This is a genomic window from Brevibacillus sp. MCWH (assembly GCF_013096935.1).
GTDB classification, from domain to species: domain Bacteria; phylum Bacillota; class Bacilli; order Brevibacillales; family Brevibacillaceae; genus Brevibacillus; species Brevibacillus aydinogluensis.
Genome location: NZ_SDLF01000004.1, coordinates 183,898 through 204,258, shown reverse-complemented (window position 1 = coordinate 204,258; position 20,361 = coordinate 183,898). Strand labels below are relative to the sequence as shown.

The following is a 20,361-nucleotide window of genomic DNA, read 5'->3' as shown; positions in this document are numbered from 1 at the left end:
GGGGCCGGGTATCCAACATCTGCATACAAAAAACGCTATACGGATGTGATATACTGGAACCGTTGACTGAGCGCACAATACAACAAAAGGGGGAGTAGCTGTGCAACTGCGAAAACGTGCAATTGGCCTCTCGCTGCTGGCGACGCTCACTCTCCTGTTCGGTGGTTGGTTTTTATACCAAAAAATGGAAGTGGAAACACCGCTTCGTACCCATATCGGACAGATGAAGTCAGCGGAACTGACGCACTTGGATGTTAGCAAGGATCGCATTGAGATAAAGCTGCAAGTGACCCGCCCGGATCTGTTCCCGCAGGAATACCGCCGCTTGCTCCAGGAAACTGCCGACCTGGCTCGGGGCAAGACGGTGGAAGTTGACGTGGACAACGATTCGCAAGACCTGGAACAGATTTGGATGGATGGGTTATTTTCCTTTACGGAAGCGCTGGATTTGCATCAATACAGCCGCATTCCGCAGATGTTGACGGAGTGGAAGACCGCTCATCGGCTGGATGAAGCGTCCGCACTGATGGACGACCGCAACGTCTACGTCTACTTGAAAAAGGGGAAGGACGACTTCTACGCGATCATTCCCCGTTCGGCCGGAAACGAGGTGACGATGCATGGGTAAGGAAATCTTGATCGGCGTGGTTCCCGGCATCCTGATTTTTCTGCTGTTTCTCGGTGTCAACATTACACCGTTTCTCTTGTTTGCCGCCGTCTTGACGGCCATGTATTTTCTGATCGTGCGGCAGAATCAGGGAAAACTTCCGTTTGGCGGAAAGTCCCAGCCGAGCAAACACGCTGTACCCGCCTCCAACGTGACGTTCGCCGACATCGGCGGACAGGAGCGGGCCAAAAACGAGCTGAAAGAAGCGCTCGATTTTCTCGTGCACAAGGACAAAATTGAGCAGTACGGCATTCGCCCGATCAAAGGCGTGCTGCTGACAGGTCCCCCGGGGACGGGGAAAACGCTGATGGCCAAAGCGGCTGCCAATTACACCAATTCCGCGTTTTTGGCTGCGTCCGGTTCCCAGTTTGTGGAGATGTACGTCGGGGTGGGTGCTCAGCGCATTCGTGATCTGTTCAAGGAAGTCAAAGCACTGGCGGAAAAGAACGGTCAGGACAGCGGGATCATTTTCATCGACGAAATTGACGTGATCGGCGGCAAGCGCGACGGTCAGCAGCAGCGCGAATACGACCAGACGCTGAACCAGCTGTTGACCGAGATGGACGGCATCGCCACCAGCGACAAGCCGCGCATCCTGCTGATTGCCGCGACCAACCGCAAGGACATGCTGGACCCCGCTCTGCTGCGTCCCGGACGCTTTGACCGGCACATCAGCGTCGATCTGCCAGACAAGACTGCACGCGAGCAGATTCTGATGATCCACACCGCCAACAAGCCGCTTGCTTCCGATGTCTCGCTGGACAAAGTGGCGCAGGAGACGTTTGGCTTCTCCGGCGCGCAGCTGGAGAGCGTGGCAAATGAAGCAGCAATTTACGCCATGCGCGACCAGAGTGAGATGATTGAGGCGCGCCACTTTGCGCTGGCGGTGGACAAGGTCATGCTGGGGGAAAAAGTGGACCGGGAAGCGTCCCTGGAAGAAAAGAAACGGGTGGCGCTGCACGAACTGGGACACGCGATCGTCAGCGAACACGTGCGCCCGGGTTCTGTCTCCCAGGTGACGCTGAGTCCTCGCGGCAAAGCGTTGGGGTACGTCCGTCAAAATCCGCTGGAGGATCGCTACCTGTATACCAAGGAAGCGCTGGAACAGCAGATCATGGTCTGCCTGGGCGGCGCCGTTGCCGAAGAAATCTACTACGGCGGCCGGAGCACCGGCTCCAAAAACGACTTTGAGCAGGCGCTGAACATGGCGACGGAGATTGTCCAAAGCGGGATGTCCCGCTTGGGGATTGTCCATTTGCAATTCGCAGACAAAACGCACATTCACGAAGAAGTAAACCGGTTGCTGGAGGAACTGCTGGAGAAGACGCGCGCGCTGCTGCGCAAGTTCGACTCCGTGTTCCAGATTGGCCTCAACACGCTGCTGGAAGAGGAAGTGCTGCATGGCGATGCGTTCCGCCGCCTGCTGGCCGAAGCCCGGCAATCGTCCAAGGAGCTGGCGGTTTGATCCGCCGGCTTTTTTGTGTTTCTACAATCTCTGGCAGGGAACAGGCCGTGCCGGTTTTCCGCTGTTCAGACCAGTTGTCGTCTCGACTTTTTTTGCAGGACAGGGTACCCAACCCCGCCCGTGTTGAATATCCTACAAGAGCACATGGGAGTGACATCAGAAGGGAAGGAGACCCAATGGCAAAAGTAAACCGGAGAAAACAGCACAAATCCTTGGGAAAACGCTCGAAGAATGAGTCGTTCGAGATTCCCTTTCTGCCGCAGACATCAGAGTTGGTCTGGCTCGAACGGCTGGAGTCGGAATTGACGGATGAAGACGATTACGAGGATTTTGAGCCGAAATCGTTCACAATCACCAACAAAAGCAGTGACGTCATTCCGCCCCTGCACAATGTGCCCCCACAAAACGTTTCCTCCAATCAAACAACGTTCTCCAAGATCATCAAGGAGCGGAAGCAGGAGCAAGAATATTCCTTTGTCTACACGGACGATCTGAGCGACCAGGCAGTGACGACCGAAAAGATTGCGAACCGGGCGATCGACGCTTCCAAGATCAAGCCGGGCTGCATCGACAACACCCTGCTGAAAGACTACGCCGTCGACAGTGCCAAACTGGCCGACAACAGCGTCACGTCCGGCAAGATTGCCCCGGAAGCCATCCAATCCATCCACATCGGCAGATACGTCATTACGGGTGAGATGATTCAGGACCGCACCATTTCCGGTGACAAGCTGATGAACAACAGCATCACCTCGGAAAAGCTGGCAGACAAGACGATCGACTCGATCAAGTTTGCCGAGGGAGCAATCCAGACCAAGCACATTCAGGAACAGGCGATCACCAGCGAACTGATCCAGGATCAGGCAATCACGTCGGAAAAGATCAAAATGGGCACGATTCAAACAGGCAATCTGGCCAACTACATCATCAATTCCGTCAAGCTGGAGGACGGTGCAGTCACGACCGACAAACTGAGGGACGCGTCAGTGACCGCAAGCAAGCTGGACGAGGAAGCGGTCGAATCCCAGCACATCAAACGCGGGGCAATTCTGCACGAACATTTGGCAGAACGTGCTGTGGACAGCGTCAACCTGATGCCGGGCTGCGTTGGGGAGCAGCATATTGCCCATCTGATCATCGGCCCTCACCATCTGGCTCCGGAGGCGGTCAACAGCCAAAAGCTGGCACCGTTCGCGGTTCAGTCGGAGCATTTGGACAGCGGTTGTGTCACCAGCGAAAAATTGGCCAAGGGAGCTGTCAGTGGTGTCCATCTGCAGGCAGGCGTGATTCAAACCAGTCACCTGCAGGACAACGTGGTGACCAGCAAGAAAATCGGCGACCAGCAGGTGACCACCAGCAAACTGGCCCATCAGGCGGTGGAAGCCGACAAGCTGGCGCCGCGCAGCGTCTACGGTGTCCATGTGGCCGATGAGTCGATCGAAGCCAGACACATCGCCGAAGGGGCGATCACCAAGGAGAAGCTGGCCAGGAGCGCAATCGAAGATGTCCATCTGCGCGAGCGCATTATCAGCAACGTTCATTTAAAGGATCACATTATCCAGACGAACAACCTGGCCGATCACGTGGTGACCACGTCGAAGTTGGCGAGCGAATCTGTCTCCACCGACAAAATCACGGACCTGAGCGTCACCACCCCCAAACTGGCGGACGGGGCCGTCACATCGGCGAAATTGGCTACGGAGGCCATCAAGGTACGTCATTTGTCAAATGGCGTGGTCACCTGGGATAAACTGGCCGAGAAGTCCGTGCATGCCCAGCATCTGGTGAGCGGATCCGTGCACAACGAACACATCCTACCAGGCGCCGTGACGGGGGAAAAGCTGGCCGACAGCAGCGTCACCCGGGAGAAACTGGCGGACGGCAGTGTGGATGGCACCAAACTGGAAGCCCGTTCGGTGACCGGAGTGCACGTGGTGAAAGGCAGCCTGACCGGTGAGCACCTGGCTCCCGGCAGCGTGACCGGCGATCTGCTCACTCCCCAGATCGTCGACAGCGACCATATTCGTCCGCAGGCGATAGGCCCTCAGCATCTCCAGCCGCAGTTGATCACTTCTACATTCCTGGCCGATCAGGCGGTCACCCGGGAAAAGTTGGCGGCACGCAGCGTGGACGGCGATAAGCTGGACGTGTTTGCAGTGTCGACAGATCACATCGTGGACCGGTCGATCAATCGGGATAAGCTGGCCAACGGCTCGGTTCATGGCGAACACCTGCAGCGAAAGAGCATTGCGTCTCATCATCTGCAGGAATCGATCGTGTCCGCTGTCCATCTGAAGGCGGCTGCCGTGACAGAGGAAAAGCTGGCTGCCGGTGCCGTGACGGCGGAAAAATTGGCGGCTGGTGCCGTAACTGCCGAGCATTTGGCTGAAAACGCGATCGTCACGCAGCATCTCGCCGATGGTGCTGTCACACCGGAAAAGCTGTCGTTTCGGCCGCTGGAATCCGGCAGCATACAAGGGAACACCCTGCAGCAGTTCGGAATCGTTCCGTTTCACCTGGCTGCCGGGGAAAAGTCGACAGATGTGACCATCCGGCTCAACGTTCCCTATGCAGATCCCCATTACTGCCTGATCGCCATGAGCAATCAGTTGGGATGTTGTACATCGCTCAAATTCACGAACCGAACGTATGCCGTCGTGAGCGTGTTCCGCACCGATGAAGGCCAGGAGACTTCTGGCGTATTGCAGTGGATTGCGGTCGGGGAAAAGGGAACGGCGCAGACGTTGTACGAGGAACAGCCGATTGTGTTGGCGGAGAAGGACGTAGAGCCTGACGTCGACCTGAGTGCAGAGGCACAGACGGAGGAGGCTGCTGTTGTCCACGCCGAAGACGCCGGACAGACCGAAGATGCGCCCGTGACAGACCGCCATCCCGTATTCGCAGATGAGCAGGATGCCGAAAACGAACCAGGCAACGTATATTCCGTCCATCCGGATGAGACGGAGCAGCACTGACAACGGAGAAGCGGGCCCTCTCAGGCAGGGAGGGCCTTGTTTTTGCGCTCGTGCACCTGCAGGCGGGACAGTTGCTTCGCGTGCGCGTTTTGTTACCATAATATTTTTACGGTAACCTTGGTCCTAGTCAGTCTTTCATTGAATTTATACATACCCGATAGTATAATTGATTCGTTACAACCAAGTCGGAATTTGTTTTGAATGGGATATTGGAGGGAAAACAAGCCGATGATGACGACCATTGCCCAGATCGGGCAGCACGTGGGACAAGAAGTGCGACTGGGCTGCTGGCTCTACAACAAGCGCAGCAGCGGTAAAATACAATTCCTGCAGCTTCGCGATGGCTCCGGCTTTATTCAGGGCGTCGTGGTTAAGGCCGAGGTGCCGGAAGCAGTGTGGGAAGCGGCTTCCAAGCTGACTCAGGAAAGCTCTCTGTACATAACCGGTGTCGTGCGCGCTGACGAGCGGGCCCCCAGCGGCTATGAGCTGACTGTCACCGGAATCGACATCATTCAACTCGCGCAAGATTACCCGATCTCGCTCAAGGAGCACGGCGTTGACTTCCTGATGGACCATCGTCACCTGTGGCTGAGAACACCGCGCCAGCGGGCCGTGATGGCGATCCGTTCCGAGGTGATCCGCGCTGTTACTGAATTTTTCCATCAGCACGGGTTTTACAAAGTGGACCCGCCAATTCTCACGCCGACATCCGCAGAAGGAACGACCAACCTGTTCCACACCAAGTATTTTGACGAGGATGCCTACCTGTCGCAATCCGGCCAGCTTTACATGGAAGCGGCCGCCATGGCGTTGGGGCGTGTCTATTCCTTCGGACCGACGTTCCGTGCGGAAAAGTCCAAAACGCGCCGCCATCTGATCGAGTTTTGGATGATCGAGCCCGAGATGGCCTTTGTCGATCACGAAGAAAACCTGCGCATTCAGGAGGCGTTTGTCTCCCATATCGTGCAGTCCGTCCTGAAAAATTGCCAGCGTGAACTGAAAACACTGCAGCGCGACACCAGCAAGCTGGAAAACGTAGTGGCTCCGTTCCCGCGCATCACGTACGATGACGCGATCAAGCTGCTGCAGGAAAAGGGCAGCGACATCAAGTGGGGCGACGATTTCGGCGCGCCGGACGAAACGATGATCGCCGAGCACTTTGACAAGCCGGTCTTCATCACCCACTATCCGACCGAGATCAAAGCGTTCTACATGAAACCGGACCCGAACCGTCCGGAAGTGGTGCTTTGTGCCGACCTGATCGCGCCGGAGGGCTACGGTGAAATTATCGGCGGCAGCCAGCGGATTGACGATCCGGTCCTGCTGGAGCAGCGCTTCGCCGAACACAACCTGTCCGAAGACGCCTACAAGTGGTACCTCGATCTGCGAAAATACGGCACGGTGCCGCACTCCGGATTCGGTCTCGGTCTGGAACGGACGATCGCCTGGATTTGCGGACTTGACCACGTGCGCGAGACGATCCCGTTCCCGCGCATGCTGTACCGTCTCTACCCATAATGCCCCAACCGTTATGCGGCAGCGCGGCTGCCTGACGGCCCGACACCCTGTTGCCGGTGGGCGGCAGGGTGTTTTCTTGTTTGGATTTGCCGGATGACCGGCCTGTCAATGAGGTGAATGGTTTCATGGACCCCCATATTTTGCAACTGCTGCAAGAAGGCGCGACATCCGTCTCCAATCTGCTGCTGAAGATGTACAAGCGCATGTCTCTGTCCGACGAGGAGATGATGCTGATCATCCACCTGCTGTCGTTTCAACAGGAGGGGAAGCGGTTTCCCACCCTGCAGGAACTGGAAGAGCGCATGTCCCTCACGCCTGCGCGGCTGATCCAGACGCTGCAAAAGCTGTTGAAGGAAGAGTGGATCAGGATTGACGAATACATTGACCAGCAAACGGGACTGCGCCACGAGCAGTACAATTTGACGCCGCTGTACCGCAAGTTGTACCAGAGCTGGCGTGAGCAGCTCACGGCTTCCCGCATCGTCGACTCGGTGGCAGAACCGTTTGCCGAGGCGGCCGCGGCGTCTTTCGAGGAGCCGACCGACCTGTACAGCCGGTTCGAACAGGCCTTCGGACGTCCCCTGTCTCCCTTTGAAATCGAGACGATCCACATGTGGGTTGAGCAGGATGGCCATGCGGAGGAATTGATCCTGACCGCCCTTCGGGAAGCAGCAGCCGTGGGCAAACTGCACATCCGCTACATCGATCGGATTCTTCTGGAGTGGCAAAAACAACAGATCACCAGCGTGGAGGAGGCGCGGCATTACAGTCTGCGTTTTCGGCGACAGGCCCCCTCGCGCGATTACCGGCAACCGCTGTGAGCACGTAAGTCACAGCGGTTTTTTTGTTGGGCACGTACCGGTGTGAATGGCTGCTGTCGTTTCGCGGCTGTACACGTACCCATTTCCGCGTCGTTTCATACCATATTACGAAATACGTGACGTGTGCCCGTGCGGCATCGGTTTGGACGGGTAACATGGTGACCCGCTGCCGCCGGGGCACGCAGGTTGGAGGTATGTTGCCGTGGAGAAACGAAAACGAGGGGAACCGCCCCACTGGGTCATGCCGGGCGTCTTTTCCGGTCATGTCATCGTCGAGGAAGCCGTCGAACGGGTCACCTCCGTCAAACTGCCGGAGTTGCTTCCGTTTGAAGGGCAGGCGCCGAATGAGCAGGTCAAACAGCCCGAGGAATCGACGTGGAAGGAGCGGATCGAACAGCTCGAGGCGCAGGTAGCTGAGCTGAAGCAATCGCTCGCCGCCTGGGAGGAACGTTTCAAGGCGCTGGAAGCCGAACAGAAACGGGATTGTGAGTATCTGTACCAGGTCGTCCTCTCCTTGAAAAAAGAGTGGGAGAAAGAGCGAGATGAACATCGCGATCATTAGCCCCGGTCCGTTTTCCGTACCGCCAGTCAAGGGCAGCTCCGTAGAGCACGATATAGACGAAGTGAGCAAAGTGTTCGGGCCGCAGCATCAGGTGACGATCTACACCCGCACGTGTCCCGACTACCCAGAGTCCACTCGGGAGAGACACCGGGAGTTCGTCCGCTTCGACTACAGCGGCCCTGGCCCATACCTGCGCAGCGTGATCCGCGATCTGCGCAAGCGGCAGCCGGATGTGATTCTGGTGGAAAACCGGCCGCATTATGTACCGGCGCTGCGGCGCCATTTTCCCCGTGTGCCGATCGTTGTGAACATGCACTCCCACGTCTACGCGTCCCCGCCGCTGATCAGCGCAGAACAAATGCGGCGGGTAGGCCGGCTGGCAGACGGCATACTCACGAACAGCGAGTATTTGCGCAGCCATTTTATTGAGAAACTCCGGCTGCCCGCGGCCAAGGTGCACGCTGTACACCTCGGGGTGGACGTCACCCCCTATCAGGCAGCCCGAAAAAGCCGCGCGGTGAAGAAACTGCGTCGGCAGTTGGGGCTGAAGTCGCATCATCGGGTGTTGGTCTACGCGGGTCGGCTGATTCGCGAAAAAGGGGTGCACGTATTACTCAGAGCGTTTCGGCACGTGCTCGAAAGGGACCCCAAAGCCCGGTTGGTCATCGTCGGAGGGACGGGATACGGCAGCAACCGCGAAAATGCCTACGTGCGCCGTCTGAAAGAACTGGCGGCTCCGCTGGGCGACGCAGTGATCTTCGTCAACTTCGTACCCAGCGCGCAGATGCCGCTGTACTACCAGATTGGCGATGTGGTGGCGACACCGTCGGTATGGCAAGAGCCATTTTGCCGCGTCAATCTGGAAGCGATGGCGTCCGGCAAGCCAGTCATCACCACGCCGCGGGGGGGCATCGCGGAAGTGGTCAACCACCTGGGCAGCGGGTTCCTCATCCCGCCCGAGGAGTGGTCACAGGAACTTCCTTCCGTCTGGGAGTCGCTGTGGAGGATTCCCCGTTTCCGTTCTGACATGGGAAGGCGGGCGCTGATGCGAGCCAGGCAATTTTCCTGGCACACGACCGCCCAGGAGTATCTGCGTGTTTTCGAGGAAGTCATCGCCAAACGAACAGGGCGAAAGCAGGCACAGAGCAGGCAGCCGCTGCGCAGCATCGGCTGAACGGATGACCGGTTGGAGTGGATGGTCGCCCGTTCTTTTGCGGTTGAGGACGTAAGCCCTGCTCGGAAGGGAAAAGCCGCATACCTTATAAGTATCGCAGAGCACAACTGGGGAGTGATTGTCGTGAAAGGGTTAATCTTGTGTGCTGGACGCGGCACCCGCCTGCATCCCTTTTCCTATTCCCAACCCAAAACCCTTCTCCCTGTGGCCAATCACCCGGTATTGCATTACTGCATACTCAAACTGCGTGAAGTGGGTGTGCGTGATATCGGAATTGTCATACAACCGTCCCAAAAGGAAATTCCACAATATGTTGGTGATGGTAGTCAATTTGGGGCTACCATTACCTTTCTTGAACAACAAAAACCATTGGGAATTGCCCATGCCGTGCAGCTGGCGCAGCCGTTCCTGCGTGACGAACCGTTTATCCTGCTGTTGGGCGATAATCTGCTGATGGATTCCTTGCACGAGCTGACGAAGACCTTTACCCGCACCGGGGCGGACGGTGTCGTGATGCTGAGTAAGGTGGACCGACCGCAGGATTACGGGATCGCGGAAATCCAGGATGAGCGTCTGGTCTCCGTAGAGGAAAAGCCGCAGCGTCCCAAAAGCAATCTCGCAGTGATCGGCGCCTACCTGTTTACCCGCCCGATTTTTGCAGCAATTGCCACCCTGCGTCCGTCCAAACGCGGTGAGTACGAAATCACAGACGCGATCCAGTCGATGATCGACAGCGGCTATCACATTGCCCATACCGTTACCCACCGACAATATACGGATGTGGGAACGATTGAACGCTGGCTCGAGGCCAACCGCTGGATGCTGACACAGGAGCTCGGCGTCCGGCACGAAATCGGCAGCGACAGCATTGTGGAAAACTGCACCATCATCGGTCCGGTGTTGATCGGGAAGCGCTGCCGGATCGAAAACTGTCGGCTGGGTCCCTATGTGGCGATACAGGACGGCGTTCAGTTGAAAAACTGCAAGCACATTGAAAACAGCATTCTGCTCGAAAACAGCTCCCTCAATGACGTGGAATGGCCGGTGACCAACAGCGTGTTTGGCCGTTCATCCCATCTCGCCGGCAGCGGAGCGGACAGCAGTGGGGTGTTTATCCTCAGTGACAAATCCTCCATCCGCATGCCCAGGGCGAAGGGGAGTCCGCCATGACGACAATGCCGCCCAAGCCCACTACGTTCACTGTCGTCATTCCCACGTACAACCGGGAAGCGTTTATCGACAAGGCGATCCGCAGTGTGCTCAAGCAGACGTGTACAGACTGGAAACTGCTGATCATGGACGATGCGTCTACAGACCAGACGTACGAGAAGGTCGCCCCCTATCTCACAGATCCTCGCATCCAGTATTTCCAGATGGAGGAGAACTCCGGCATTTCCAAGGTGATGAACCAAGCGCTGGCGATGGTGGATACGCCGTTTTTGGTCCAGTTGGATTCGGATGACTGGCTGCCGCGTGAGGCACTCTCCATCCTGAAGCGATACATCCGCAAAGACAAGAAGAACACGGCGCTGTTCTATGGAAACGTGAAAATCTGGCGGGTCAAGCGCGAGCGCTGCTGCGATCCGTTTATCATCACCCACAAGCAATTTCACAACAAATACGACTTTTTGCAGTACAACCGCTGGATGGTGGCGCCGCGGTGCTATCGGGTAGAGGCGTTGCGGGAGGTAGGAGGATGGGATACCTCTGATCCGTATGAGGGACGGATCATGGAAGACCGGCGAATGATTCTCCGGCTGATCGAACGGTATCCCGTAAAGTGGATCAACCGCATGCTGTACAACAGGACCAAGCACCGGGGTCAGCTTACCGACAAGGAGATGAAATCGAAACGGAACCGGCTTCGCAGAGAGACCTTTCAGTACTATCTCACGCGCTGGGGGGGCAAGTACAAACCCGTCTACGGCTATAAAGGCGGGTATCTCATCATCAAGGAGCTGCAGCGAGTGAGGCGGTCACACAGATGAGGACCGTGCCGGCCATGTGTTGGCAGTGGGAGGGATTCTTCGTCTGTCCGCCACAAACCGCAGCGCAAGCACATGCGCACCGTTCAAAACGGCTCACAGATGTAATCGGGAGGCCATCGCATGCATCGGGTTCTTGTTTACCGGCGCAAATTCCTGCCGAAAAGCGAAACCTTCATCTACGAACAACTGCTTGGCCACCAGCGTGTGCAGCCGGTCGTGCTCACGCGGCGGCAGTGCAACCGCAAGGATTTTCCCTATTGGCCCGTGTACGTGCGCAGGCGGTTTAAGGGTCTTGCCGGCTGGCTGAAAAAACAGAAGTTTGCCTGCCTGCACGCCCGGTTTGGCACGGCCGGAGTGGAGCTGCTGCCGCATGCGCGAAAGGCGAAACTGCCGCTGATCACCTCCTTTCACGGATTTGACGTGACCAAACGCGTGCAACAGGACAGCCGCTACCGCCGCGCGCTGAAGCGGCTGTTTCGTCACGGAAAGGCGTTTACGGTCGTCAGCAAGCACATGAAGCGGCAGCTGATCCGACTCGGCTGTCCGCAAAAAAAAATCACCGTGATCCGCTCGGGGATTGATCTGGGCAAATTTCCCCTGCAGCCTCCGCAGCCGGTCGTCGACGGGGCGTTTCGCCTGCTGAGCGTCGGCCGTTTGACCGAAAAGAAGGGGATGGACACACTGATCAAGGCGTTTGCCCGCATTCGCCGCAAGTATCCCCGTGCGACGCTGACGATTGTCGGGGACGGGGAAGAGAAGCAGAAACTGCGCCGCCTGATCAAACGCCACCGCCTGCAGCATGCTGTTACGCTGCGCGGCGCCCAGCCCCATCACGAGGTTGGGCGTGAACTGGCGAACTGCCATGTGTTCGTCCTCGCCTGCAAAACGGCGAAAAACGGCAATCAGGAAGGCATCCCCAACGTCCTGATGGAAGCCATGGCGGTCGGCAGACCAGTCATCTCTACCTATCACGCAGGTATTCCCGAACTGGTGAAACACGGCAAGACGGGATACCTCGTGCCGGAGCGGTCCGTCGCCAAGCTGGCCAAGATGATCAAACGCGTGCTGAAGGAGCAGGACCGATGGCCGGACGTGGTGATCCGGGCGAGAGAACAGGTGGAGCGCCGCCACGATATAGAGAAACAGCGCGCAAAACTGGAAGACTTGTATCTTCGCGTACTGAAAAAGCAGCGATGAGGTGAAAGCATGGAGGTAGCCGTAGTAGGTACGGGATACGTGGGTCTGACGACGGCGGTGTCCTTTGCCTTGCACGGACATCGGGTGACGGGGGTGGATGTCGACGCGGCGAAAATCAACCGCTTGAAACAAAAAATCTGCCCCATCTACGAACCTGGTCTGGAGGAAGCGTTGGCCCGGGCGATCGACAGCGGCGCACTTCGCTTTGCCGCCAGTCTAAAGGAGGGCGCACGCGATGCGGATGTGTTGTTCATCTGCGTTGGCACGCCGGAAGCAGCCGACGGTTCAGCCGATCTGTCCTATCTGTTTGCCGCCGTGGATGATATTCGCGCCCTGCAGGCGGATGTGCCGAAGCAGCGCACCGTGGTGATCAAAAGCACGGTTCCTGTCGGCACGGCCGATCGCGTGGCCGCCCTGCTTGCCGCCTGCGGGGGGATACACGTGGCGTCCAACCCGGAGTTTTTACGGGAAGGAAGCGCCTTACAGGATGCGCTTTCGCCGTCCCGCATCGTGATCGGGGCCGACGCGGATGAGGCGTTTGCCGTCCTCAAGCGGTTGTACGAAGGGGTAAAGGCACCGCGCGTGTTCACGACGCGAGCCGATGCGGAGCTGATCAAATACGCGTCCAACGCGTTTTTAGCCACGAAGATTTCGTTTATGAACGAGCTGGCCCGGCTGTGCGCGGTTCTGGGCACGGACGTGCAGACCGTAGCCCGCGGGATGGGGCTGGACAGCCGGATCGGGCCGGAGTTTTTGCAGGCGGGGCTGGGCTTCGGCGGGTCGTGTTTTCCCAAGGACACGATCGCCCTGCTGCAGCTGGCCAAACAGCACGGCGTCTCTCTCTCCATCCTGGAAAAGGTGCGGGATTTGAATGCGACGCAGCCGGACTGGTTTATCGCTCGGCTGCGCGATCGGCTGGGGACGCTGCACGGCAAGCGGATTGCCGTGCTGGGCCTGGCGTTCAAACCGAATACGGACGACATCCGGGAAGCTCCGTCCCTAAAAGTGCTGAATGTTTTGCTCCGTGAAGGGGCAGCGGTGTCGGCGTACGATCCGGTGGCGTCTCCGGCAGTCGCCCGGCTGTTCCCTCAGGTGACGTACGCGTCCGATCCGTATGCAGCGCTCCAGGCTGCGGATGCCGCCGTGCTGGTGACAGAGTGGAAACAGTGTGTAGACCTTGACTGGCAGCAGGTGAAGGCGGTGATGAACGCTCCCGTGCTGTTTGACGGGCGCAACGCCTGGCCGGCCGATGCGCTGTCGAAAGCCGGTTTCGTCTATGTCGGCGTGGGCAGAAGCTGACTTTTCCGTCGAGAAAAGTCAGCTTTTTGCGTACGGAGCTATTTGAACCGAATGGTAGAATGCGCTACCATACACTTATGGAAGGGTTCCCCAAGGAGAGAAAATACAAGGGAGTGATCGCGGTGAACAATAGCAAAACCCTGCCGAAGCGAAGCGAGATTCCGGCTGAGTACAAGTGGCGGCTGGAAGACATCTACAAAAGCGACGCTGACTGGGAGAACGACGTCCGCAAAGTAAAGGAGATGGCTGAGCAGATCGCAGCCAAGAAAGGCACGCTGTCGCAGGGCGGCCAACAACTGCTGGACGTTCTGAAACTGCAGGACGAACTGCTGATGACGCTCGACCAGGTTTACGTGTACGCCCGCATGCGGCGTGACGAAGACAACACCAACAGCACCTACCAGGCATTGACCGACCGGGCGACCGCCCTCAGCACGCAGGTATACGGAGCGATTTCGTACATACAACCGGAGATTCTGGCGATCCCGACCGAGCAGTTGGAAGCGTGGATCAATCAGGTGCCGGGACTGGATCATTACCGCATCCTGCTGGACGAAATCACCCGCTTCAAGCCGCATACGCTGTCGGCCGAGGAGGAGGCGATCCTGGCCAATGTCAGCGAGATTGCTTCGGCGCCGTCCAAAATCTACGGGATGCTGAACAACGCCGACATCAAATTCCCGATGATCACCGATGAAAACGGCGAAGAAGTGGAACTGACCAAAGGGCGTTACGTCCAGTTCATGGAGTGCAAGGACCGCCGTGTGCGCAAGGAAGCGTTCGAGGCGCTGTACGCCACGTACGACAAGCACCGCAACACGATTGCCGCCTCGCTCACATCTGCGGTCAAGGCAGACGTGTTCTACGCCCGCACCCGCAAATACCCGTCCGCCCTGTACGCCGCCCTATTTGCGGACAACGTCGACATTTCGGTGTACGACAACCTGATCGCCACCATCCGTGAGCACCTGCCGCTGATGCACCGCTACATCGCGCTGCGCAAAAAGATGCTGGGTGTGGACGAACTGCACATGTACGATCTCTACGTGCCGATCGTGCCGGAAGTGGAGATGAAGATTCCCTACCAGCAGGCAGTGGAGACGATCAAGGAAGCGCTGCGGCCGCTGGGAGAGGACTACGGCCGCGTCCTCGCCGAAGGATTTGCCGGCGGCTGGATCGATGTATACGAAAACCAGGGCAAAACCAGCGGCGCGTATTCCTGGGGAGCGTACACGACACATCCGTATGTGCTGATGAACTACCAGGACAACGTCAACAACATGTTTACCCTGGCGCACGAGATGGGGCACGCCCTGCACAGCTACTACTCCAATCAGACGCAGCCGTACACCTACGCCGACTACAAGATCTTCGTCGCCGAGGTGGCCTCTACGCTGAACGAGGCGCTGCTGATGCACCACCTGTTGCAGACGACCACGGACAAAAAACAGCGGATGTACCTGATCAACTACTATCTGGAGCAGTTCCGCACCACTGTCTTCCGCCAGACCATGTTTGCCGAGTTTGAGAAAACCGTGCACGCCAAGGCGGAACAGGATGAACCGCTCACGGCCGACAGCCTGAGCGAAATCTACCGCGAGCTGAATGTGGCCTACCACGGGCCGGAGATGGTCGTGGACAGCCAGATTGATCTGGAGTGGGCGCGCGTTCCCCACTTCTATCGCAACTTCTACGTCTACAAATACGCCACAGGGTTCTCTGCGGCCACATCGCTGGCCAAACAAATTCTCGAAGAAGGACAGCCGGCGGTGGAGCGGTACCTGCAGTTCTTGAAGAGCGGCAGCTCCGACTACCCGCTCAATCTGCTGAAAAAAGCGGGCGTCGACATGACCTCGCCGCAGCCGATCCGCGAGGCGCTGAGCGTCTTTGCCGAGATGCTCACGGAGATGGAACAATTGGCGGGAGCAAACTAAACGAATGTGCAAAACCGGGACAGCGTGTCCCGGTTTTTTTGCTGCAGCGCGAATTTGTTCCAACTTTTTTTAATAATGATGTAATCATTTTCCATCCGCGACGTATTACCCTTCTGGGGACATTGTCGGGGTTGGCTCCGTCTTGAGGAGGAGAAAAAGTTCCACCTGTTGACGGTTTCGAATAATATGGGGCCCCTGGCACAATGTTCCTTGGAAATGATTGTAACAGACTTGGGGGAATTATTGTGAACAAACGCGCATCCATTTTTCTTGCTTCTCTGCTGGTCATCACCGCAGGCTGCGGACCAGGGGCAGCTCAACCGCCGGAAGAGCAGCCCGCCAAAGCCAAAGTCGTCCAGGTGTTGACGGTAAAGAAACCGGATCACCCCGTCATGCTGTCCGTGACCGGCATCGTGGAAGCCAAGCGGGATGCCATCCTGCAGTTTGGCACGGGAGGCACGGTTGCGGCCATCCATGCGACGAAAGGAGCGAAGATCGCCCAGGGTCAGCTTCTGGCTTCGCTTGATGCCAGCTACTACCAGAAGGAAGTGGAGGCGGCGGCAAGCCAGGTGGAAGAAGCGGCGGCCCGCAAGAGCAAGACGTTGAAGGGTGCGACGGAAGAAGCGATTCAACAGCAGCGTTTGCAACTGCAAAGCGCCCAGAACCAGCTGGAGAAGGCCAAGCAGGAGTATGAGCAAGGCCAAAAGCTGTTCGAAGGCGGTGCCATTTCCAAAAGCGAATGGAACGACCGGAAATGGGCCTTGGACCAGGCGCAATTAGCCGTGAACAACGCCAAGCTGACCCTCGACGAACTGCTCAAGGGAGCTCAGCCTGAAGACATCGCCATGGCCAACGCTTCGCTGAAACAGGCGGCGGGTCAAGTGGAGCGGGCGAAAAAGACGCTGAACGACACCAAAATCATCGCCCCGTTCGCTGGTACGGTGGTGGAGGTCTCCAAGCAGGTGGGCGAATTGGCCAATCCGGGCGAATCCATCATCCATCTGGTCGATTTGTCGGAGGTAAAAGTGACACTGGACGTCACCAATGAGCTAATCAACCAGTTCCGCGAGAAGGCCAAGGTCCAGGTCATTGGCGAAGACGGCCAGAAGAACGAGGGAACCGTCACCTACGTCTCGCCGGTGGTCGACAAGCAGACCGGGAAGTTTCGGGTGGAAGTGACCGTCCCCAATCCGAAAGGCATATGGCGCGGGGGAATGGTGGCCACAGTGGAGATCCCGCGTACAATCAACGGTTTTCTCGTACCGTTGGAAAGCGTCGGCGTGAGTGAATCCACGCACTATGTGATGGCGGTGGAAAACGGCGTGATCGTCAAGCGGGAAGTCAAAACGGGACAACTGGTAGGCGATCAGATCGAAATCGTTTCCGGTGTCAAACCGGGCGACCAACTGCTGCGCGCCGGCATTACCTTCTACGTTGAGGGGCAAAAAGTGGAGGCGAAAGGGGAATAACGCATGGAAAAGACCATTCTCTTTCTGCTGAAGCGACGCCTCATTGTATTTCTGGTCACGTTTGTCATCGTCATCGCCGGGTTCGGCTCGCTGTTCAGCTTTCAAGTGGAACTGGTTCCCAAGACAAACTTCCCGTGGATTAGCGTCGACGTTTCCGGCGGATCGCTTCCGCCCGAGGAGATGGAAGAAAAGGTCACCAGGAAAATCGAACAGGAGATCAAGTCGATCCCTGACGTGAAAGAGTACACGTCCACAACCACCACCGGGAATGTCAACATCACGGTGATCGCCGAAGAAGGCAAAGGGGACAAAGTAAGGCAGGAAGTGCAAAACGTGGTGAGCCGCCTGCGCAACTTATTCCCCAAGGCGGTTGACACGGTTAACGTCACCCAGGCCAATTTCGGGGACGACGCCCTGATTGACTATGCCCTGGTGGGGGCGGACCCGCAATCGATGCTCAACTTGGCGAAAACTGCGATCAAAGACCGGATCGAATCCGTCCCCGGGGTCAAGGAAGTGGAAGTGTCGGATCGCAGTTTTGCGAATCAGATCGCCATCACGCTGCGGCCGGAACGGCTGGCCGCCTACCGCACGACGACCGCATCAGTGATGGAGCAGCTCCAGGCGACCAACTGGAAACAAGCTGTCGGCATGCTGGAGAATCCCGGATTTGACACCGTCATCATGATCGACAACACGTACACGACCGTACAGGAGATCAACCGATTGAACATCGACACGCCGGAAGGGACGGTGACCCTGGACCAGTTGGCCACCGTTGAAGATTTGCGCGGCAAGGTAAAGGATTCGATCGCGCTGACAAACGGCAATATTTTTGTCCACCTCAGCGTCAAGCGTGCAGAAGGGCACGATCTGATCACACTTCAACGCAACGTGGAGGAGGTCGTGAAGCAGATCAACGCCGAAGCCGACGGACGCTACGAGCTCAAGGTGATGTTTGAGGCCGCCTCCTACATTGAGCACGCCGTGAGCAACCTCAGCCGGGACGTATTGCTCGGCGGGGCGCTGGCGATCATCATCCTGTTTGTCTTCCTGCGCAACTGGCGTGTGACACTGGTCATCGCCACGACGCTGCCGATGTCCGCCTTGATGACGTTTATCGCGATGAAATGGGGCGGGTACAACATCGACATGGTGAGCCTGCTGTCACTTTCCCTCTCGGTTGGCCTGATCGTCGACGCGGCGATTGTCGTTCTGGAGAGCATTTATCAGTTCCGGGAGAAAGGAGAGCCGCTGCAGCAGGCGATTGTGAAAGGAACGCGGGAAGTGCTGACCCCGGTGTTCACTTCGCAGTTGACGATTATCATCGTCTTTCTGCCGCTGGTCTTTGCCGACTTTGAAGACTGGATGAAACCGATTCTGCAGACGATCGCCTTCACGGTCACGTCGGCGATTGTGGCGTCGACCATTGCTGCATTTTTCTTCGTCCCGGTGTTTTCCGACCGGTTTCTCAGCAAGGACAAGAACGTGTCACTGGAGGGACAAGGAAAGGACCACGCGATCGTGCTGTGGTTCAACCGACTGCTGCAGGTGGCTTTGCGCCACAGGGTGAAAACGGTCATCCTCGCCATTGTCATCTTTGTCAGCTCCACGTTCCTTCTGCCTTTTGTCAGAATGGGGCAGAGCATTGACACGAACGAAAACCTGGTGTTTGCATCGATGACCATGTCGACCGGGTCCAGTCTGGAAGATGCGCAGCGTGCGGGCATTGCGGCGGAAGCATCTTTGCGGCAAATCCCGGAAGTAAAAGACGTCTTTTTCTTCGGGAACAAAGAGAAGACGGAACTGTTCATCTCCCTGAAGCCGAAGAAGGAACGGGAGCGCGACAAGGAAGCGCTGACCCAGGACATCAACGACCGGCTCAAGGCGATTCCCGGCATTGAGAGCATCACGACCGCATTTGGCGGCCAGGGAAATGAGCCGCCTGTCCAACTGGATATCGTCGGTGATGACCTGGAGAAAATGCGTCAGCTCGCCGGCGACGTGGAAGCTATGCTGGCAACGATCCCGGGCGTGACCAACATCCGCAACAATTTCAAGGAGGGCAAGGAGAAAATCACCTTGATTCCCAAGCAGGAAGCGCTCGCCCGGATGCAGGTGGATGCCCGCTCCCTGATGCAGCAGATCAGCATGATGATCGGGGAACAGACGGTCACGACGATCACGAGCGACGGGATTGAGGTAAATGTGGTCGCCAAAATGCCGGACAATTGGCTGATGCATCCGGAGCAATTGCGGCAAATCATGATCAGTTCCAATACAGGTGAGCAGGTGCCGCTCTCCGAACTGGTGGAGTGGCGGCACAGCAAGTCGCCGGTCACCATCGCCCGTGAAAAGGGAGAGCGGATGGTTACCGTGTCCGCCGAACTGCTGGGCAGCGATTTGGGAACGGTGGGTCGCCAGGTGGCGAATAAACTGCCTGCGCTTGCTGTCCCGGCCGGGTACAAGGTGGAGATCGCCGGCAAATTGAAAGAGCAGAGCGCCAACATGACGCAGGGATTCTTCGTCTTTCTGGGCGTCATCGCCTTGATTTACGTCATCATGGTGACGCAGTTTGGGCGTCTGTCCCAGCCGCTGTTGATCATGCTGACGATTCCGATGGCGCTGGTCGGCGTCATCCTCGGGTTTGTGCTGACGCAGCGGATTCTCGGCGAAATGGCGATGATCGGCATCATCATGCTGGTGGGGATCGCCGTCTCCAACGCCATTCTCCTGATCGACCGCATCAACCTGCTGCGCAGCCGCGGCATGGAGCTGACGGAGGCAATTCTCCAGGGGACGAAAGACCGCGTGCGGCCCGTGATCATGACCAAACTGACCGCGATTCTCGGCATGCTGCCGATGGCGTTGGCTTTCGCCGAAGGGTCTGATCTGGAAGCGCCGCTGGCAACCGCCGTCATTTCCGGCCTGATCTTCCACACATTGGTCACCCTGGTCCTGGTGCCGGTCCTGTACTCCCTGTTTGAAAGCGTCAAGGAACGTCGACTGGCCCGCAAAGCAGCCCGTCACGCCAAACGGCTCGCCAAACAGCAGGCGAAAAACAAGATGCCTGCCACCGAACTGTAAGCAGCACCGGTTGGCAGCAAGCAATGCAAGGGTTCCAGCCGGGACCCTTGCTGCTGGCATCCACATGCCCACGGCTGCCGCCTGCACCTAGCCAACCCAGGAGGCCGGAAAGTGTCCGGCCTCTTCCCTTTTGCTTGCATTGGTCAGATTTTTCTGTAGAATGAAGGCATACATGAAATCCCAGAACATTGCGAAAGCTGAAAGG

At 57.5% G+C, this 20,361-nt stretch carries 14 protein-coding genes; all 14 read left to right on the top strand.

Translation table 11 applies throughout. From position 1 onward, the window contains the following. Positions 1–100 precede the first annotated feature (100 nt). The 14 genes from ETC00_RS05420 to ETC00_RS05355 all read left to right on the top strand — a co-directional run bounded on the left by ETC00_RS05420 (position 101) and on the right by ETC00_RS05355 (position 20,156). Positions 101–628 (top strand): hypothetical protein, encoded by a 528-nt coding sequence (locus ETC00_RS05420; RefSeq protein ID WP_171564935.1) that lies wholly within the window; start codon positions 101–103, stop codon positions 626–628. Beyond that, positions 621–2,132, top strand: coding sequence for an AAA family ATPase (locus ETC00_RS05415; RefSeq protein WP_171564934.1), 1,512 nt, complete (start codon positions 621–623; stop codon positions 2,130–2,132). Before ETC00_RS05420 ends, ETC00_RS05415 begins: the two co-directional genes overlap by 8 nt. A gap of 176 nt (positions 2,133–2,308) precedes the next feature. Then, positions 2,309–5,107 carry a WIAG-tail domain gene (locus ETC00_RS05410; protein WP_171564933.1) on the top strand — a complete coding sequence of 933 codons (2,799 nt, stop codon included), beginning with the start codon at positions 2,309–2,311 and terminating at the stop codon, positions 5,105–5,107. 228 nt (positions 5,108–5,335) lie between these two features. After that, on the top strand, positions 5,336–6,625 hold the full coding sequence (asnS, locus tag ETC00_RS05405) for an asparagine--tRNA ligase (RefSeq protein WP_171564932.1): 1,290 nt from the start codon (positions 5,336–5,338) through the stop codon (positions 6,623–6,625). Between the two features lie 125 nt (positions 6,626–6,750). Next, entirely contained in the window at positions 6,751–7,446 is a 696-nt protein-coding gene (locus tag ETC00_RS05400; protein ID WP_171564931.1) for a DnaD domain-containing protein, read from the top strand. Between the two features lie 202 nt (positions 7,447–7,648). Continuing rightward, complete coding sequence (locus ETC00_RS05395) at positions 7,649–8,008, top strand: hypothetical protein (protein ID WP_171564930.1); 360 nt, start codon at positions 7,649–7,651, stop codon at positions 8,006–8,008. Continuing rightward, the gene (locus ETC00_RS05390) at positions 7,989–9,182 is read left to right on the top strand and encodes a glycosyltransferase family 4 protein (protein WP_171564929.1); all 1,194 of its coding nucleotides are present in this window, start codon (positions 7,989–7,991) and stop codon (positions 9,180–9,182) included. The genes ETC00_RS05395 and ETC00_RS05390 overlap by 20 nt, the downstream gene beginning before the upstream one ends. A gap of 123 nt (positions 9,183–9,305) precedes the next feature. Continuing rightward, positions 9,306–10,352 carry a glucose-1-phosphate thymidylyltransferase gene (locus ETC00_RS05385; RefSeq protein WP_171564928.1) on the top strand — a complete coding sequence of 349 codons (1,047 nt, stop codon included), beginning with the start codon at positions 9,306–9,308 and terminating at the stop codon, positions 10,350–10,352. Then, positions 10,349–11,170, top strand: coding sequence for a glycosyltransferase family 2 protein (locus tag ETC00_RS05380; protein ID WP_371808871.1), 822 nt, complete (start codon positions 10,349–10,351; stop codon positions 11,168–11,170). Before ETC00_RS05385 ends, ETC00_RS05380 begins: the two co-directional genes overlap by 4 nt. 120 nt (positions 11,171–11,290) lie before the next feature. After that, on the top strand, positions 11,291–12,367 hold the full coding sequence (locus tag ETC00_RS05375; RefSeq protein ID WP_171564927.1) for a glycosyltransferase: 1,077 nt from the start codon (positions 11,291–11,293) through the stop codon (positions 12,365–12,367). A gap of 9 nt (positions 12,368–12,376) precedes the next feature. After that, positions 12,377–13,666, top strand: coding sequence for a UDP-glucose dehydrogenase family protein (locus ETC00_RS05370; RefSeq protein ID WP_171564926.1), 1,290 nt, complete (start codon positions 12,377–12,379; stop codon positions 13,664–13,666). A 122-nt stretch (positions 13,667–13,788) separates the two neighbouring features. After that, positions 13,789–15,600 (top strand): oligoendopeptidase F, encoded by a 1,812-nt coding sequence (pepF, locus tag ETC00_RS05365; protein WP_171564925.1) that lies wholly within the window; start codon positions 13,789–13,791, stop codon positions 15,598–15,600. Between the two features lie 245 nt (positions 15,601–15,845). Continuing rightward, on the top strand, positions 15,846–17,069 hold the full coding sequence (locus ETC00_RS05360; protein WP_171564924.1) for an efflux RND transporter periplasmic adaptor subunit: 1,224 nt from the start codon (positions 15,846–15,848) through the stop codon (positions 17,067–17,069). 3 nt (positions 17,070–17,072) lie between these two features. Then, on the top strand, positions 17,073–20,156 hold the full coding sequence (locus ETC00_RS05355; protein ID WP_171564923.1) for an efflux RND transporter permease subunit: 3,084 nt from the start codon (positions 17,073–17,075) through the stop codon (positions 20,154–20,156). Positions 20,157–20,361: the final 205 nt, after the last annotated feature.

Excerpts from the sequence above, each read along its gene's own strand:
- asnS (WP_171564932.1), top strand. The coding sequence starts at position 5,336 with ATGATGACGACCATTGCCCAGATCGGGCAGCACGTGGGACAAGAAGTG.
- ETC00_RS05380 (WP_371808871.1), top strand. The coding sequence starts at position 10,349 with ATGACGACAATGCCGCCCAAGCCCACTACGTTCACTGTCGTCATTCCC.
- ETC00_RS05400 (WP_171564931.1), top strand. The coding sequence starts at position 6,751 with ATGGACCCCCATATTTTGCAACTGCTGCAAGAAGGCGCGACATCCGTC.
- ETC00_RS05375 (WP_171564927.1), top strand. The coding sequence starts at position 11,291 with ATGCATCGGGTTCTTGTTTACCGGCGCAAATTCCTGCCGAAAAGCGAA.
- ETC00_RS05390 (WP_171564929.1), top strand. The coding sequence starts at position 7,989 with ATGAACATCGCGATCATTAGCCCCGGTCCGTTTTCCGTACCGCCAGTC.
- ETC00_RS05370 (WP_171564926.1), top strand. The coding sequence starts at position 12,377 with ATGGAGGTAGCCGTAGTAGGTACGGGATACGTGGGTCTGACGACGGCG.
- ETC00_RS05415 (WP_171564934.1), top strand. The coding sequence starts at position 621 with ATGGGTAAGGAAATCTTGATCGGCGTGGTTCCCGGCATCCTGATTTTT.
- ETC00_RS05355 (WP_171564923.1), top strand. The coding sequence starts at position 17,073 with ATGGAAAAGACCATTCTCTTTCTGCTGAAGCGACGCCTCATTGTATTT.
- ETC00_RS05410 (WP_171564933.1), top strand. The coding sequence starts at position 2,309 with ATGGCAAAAGTAAACCGGAGAAAACAGCACAAATCCTTGGGAAAACGC.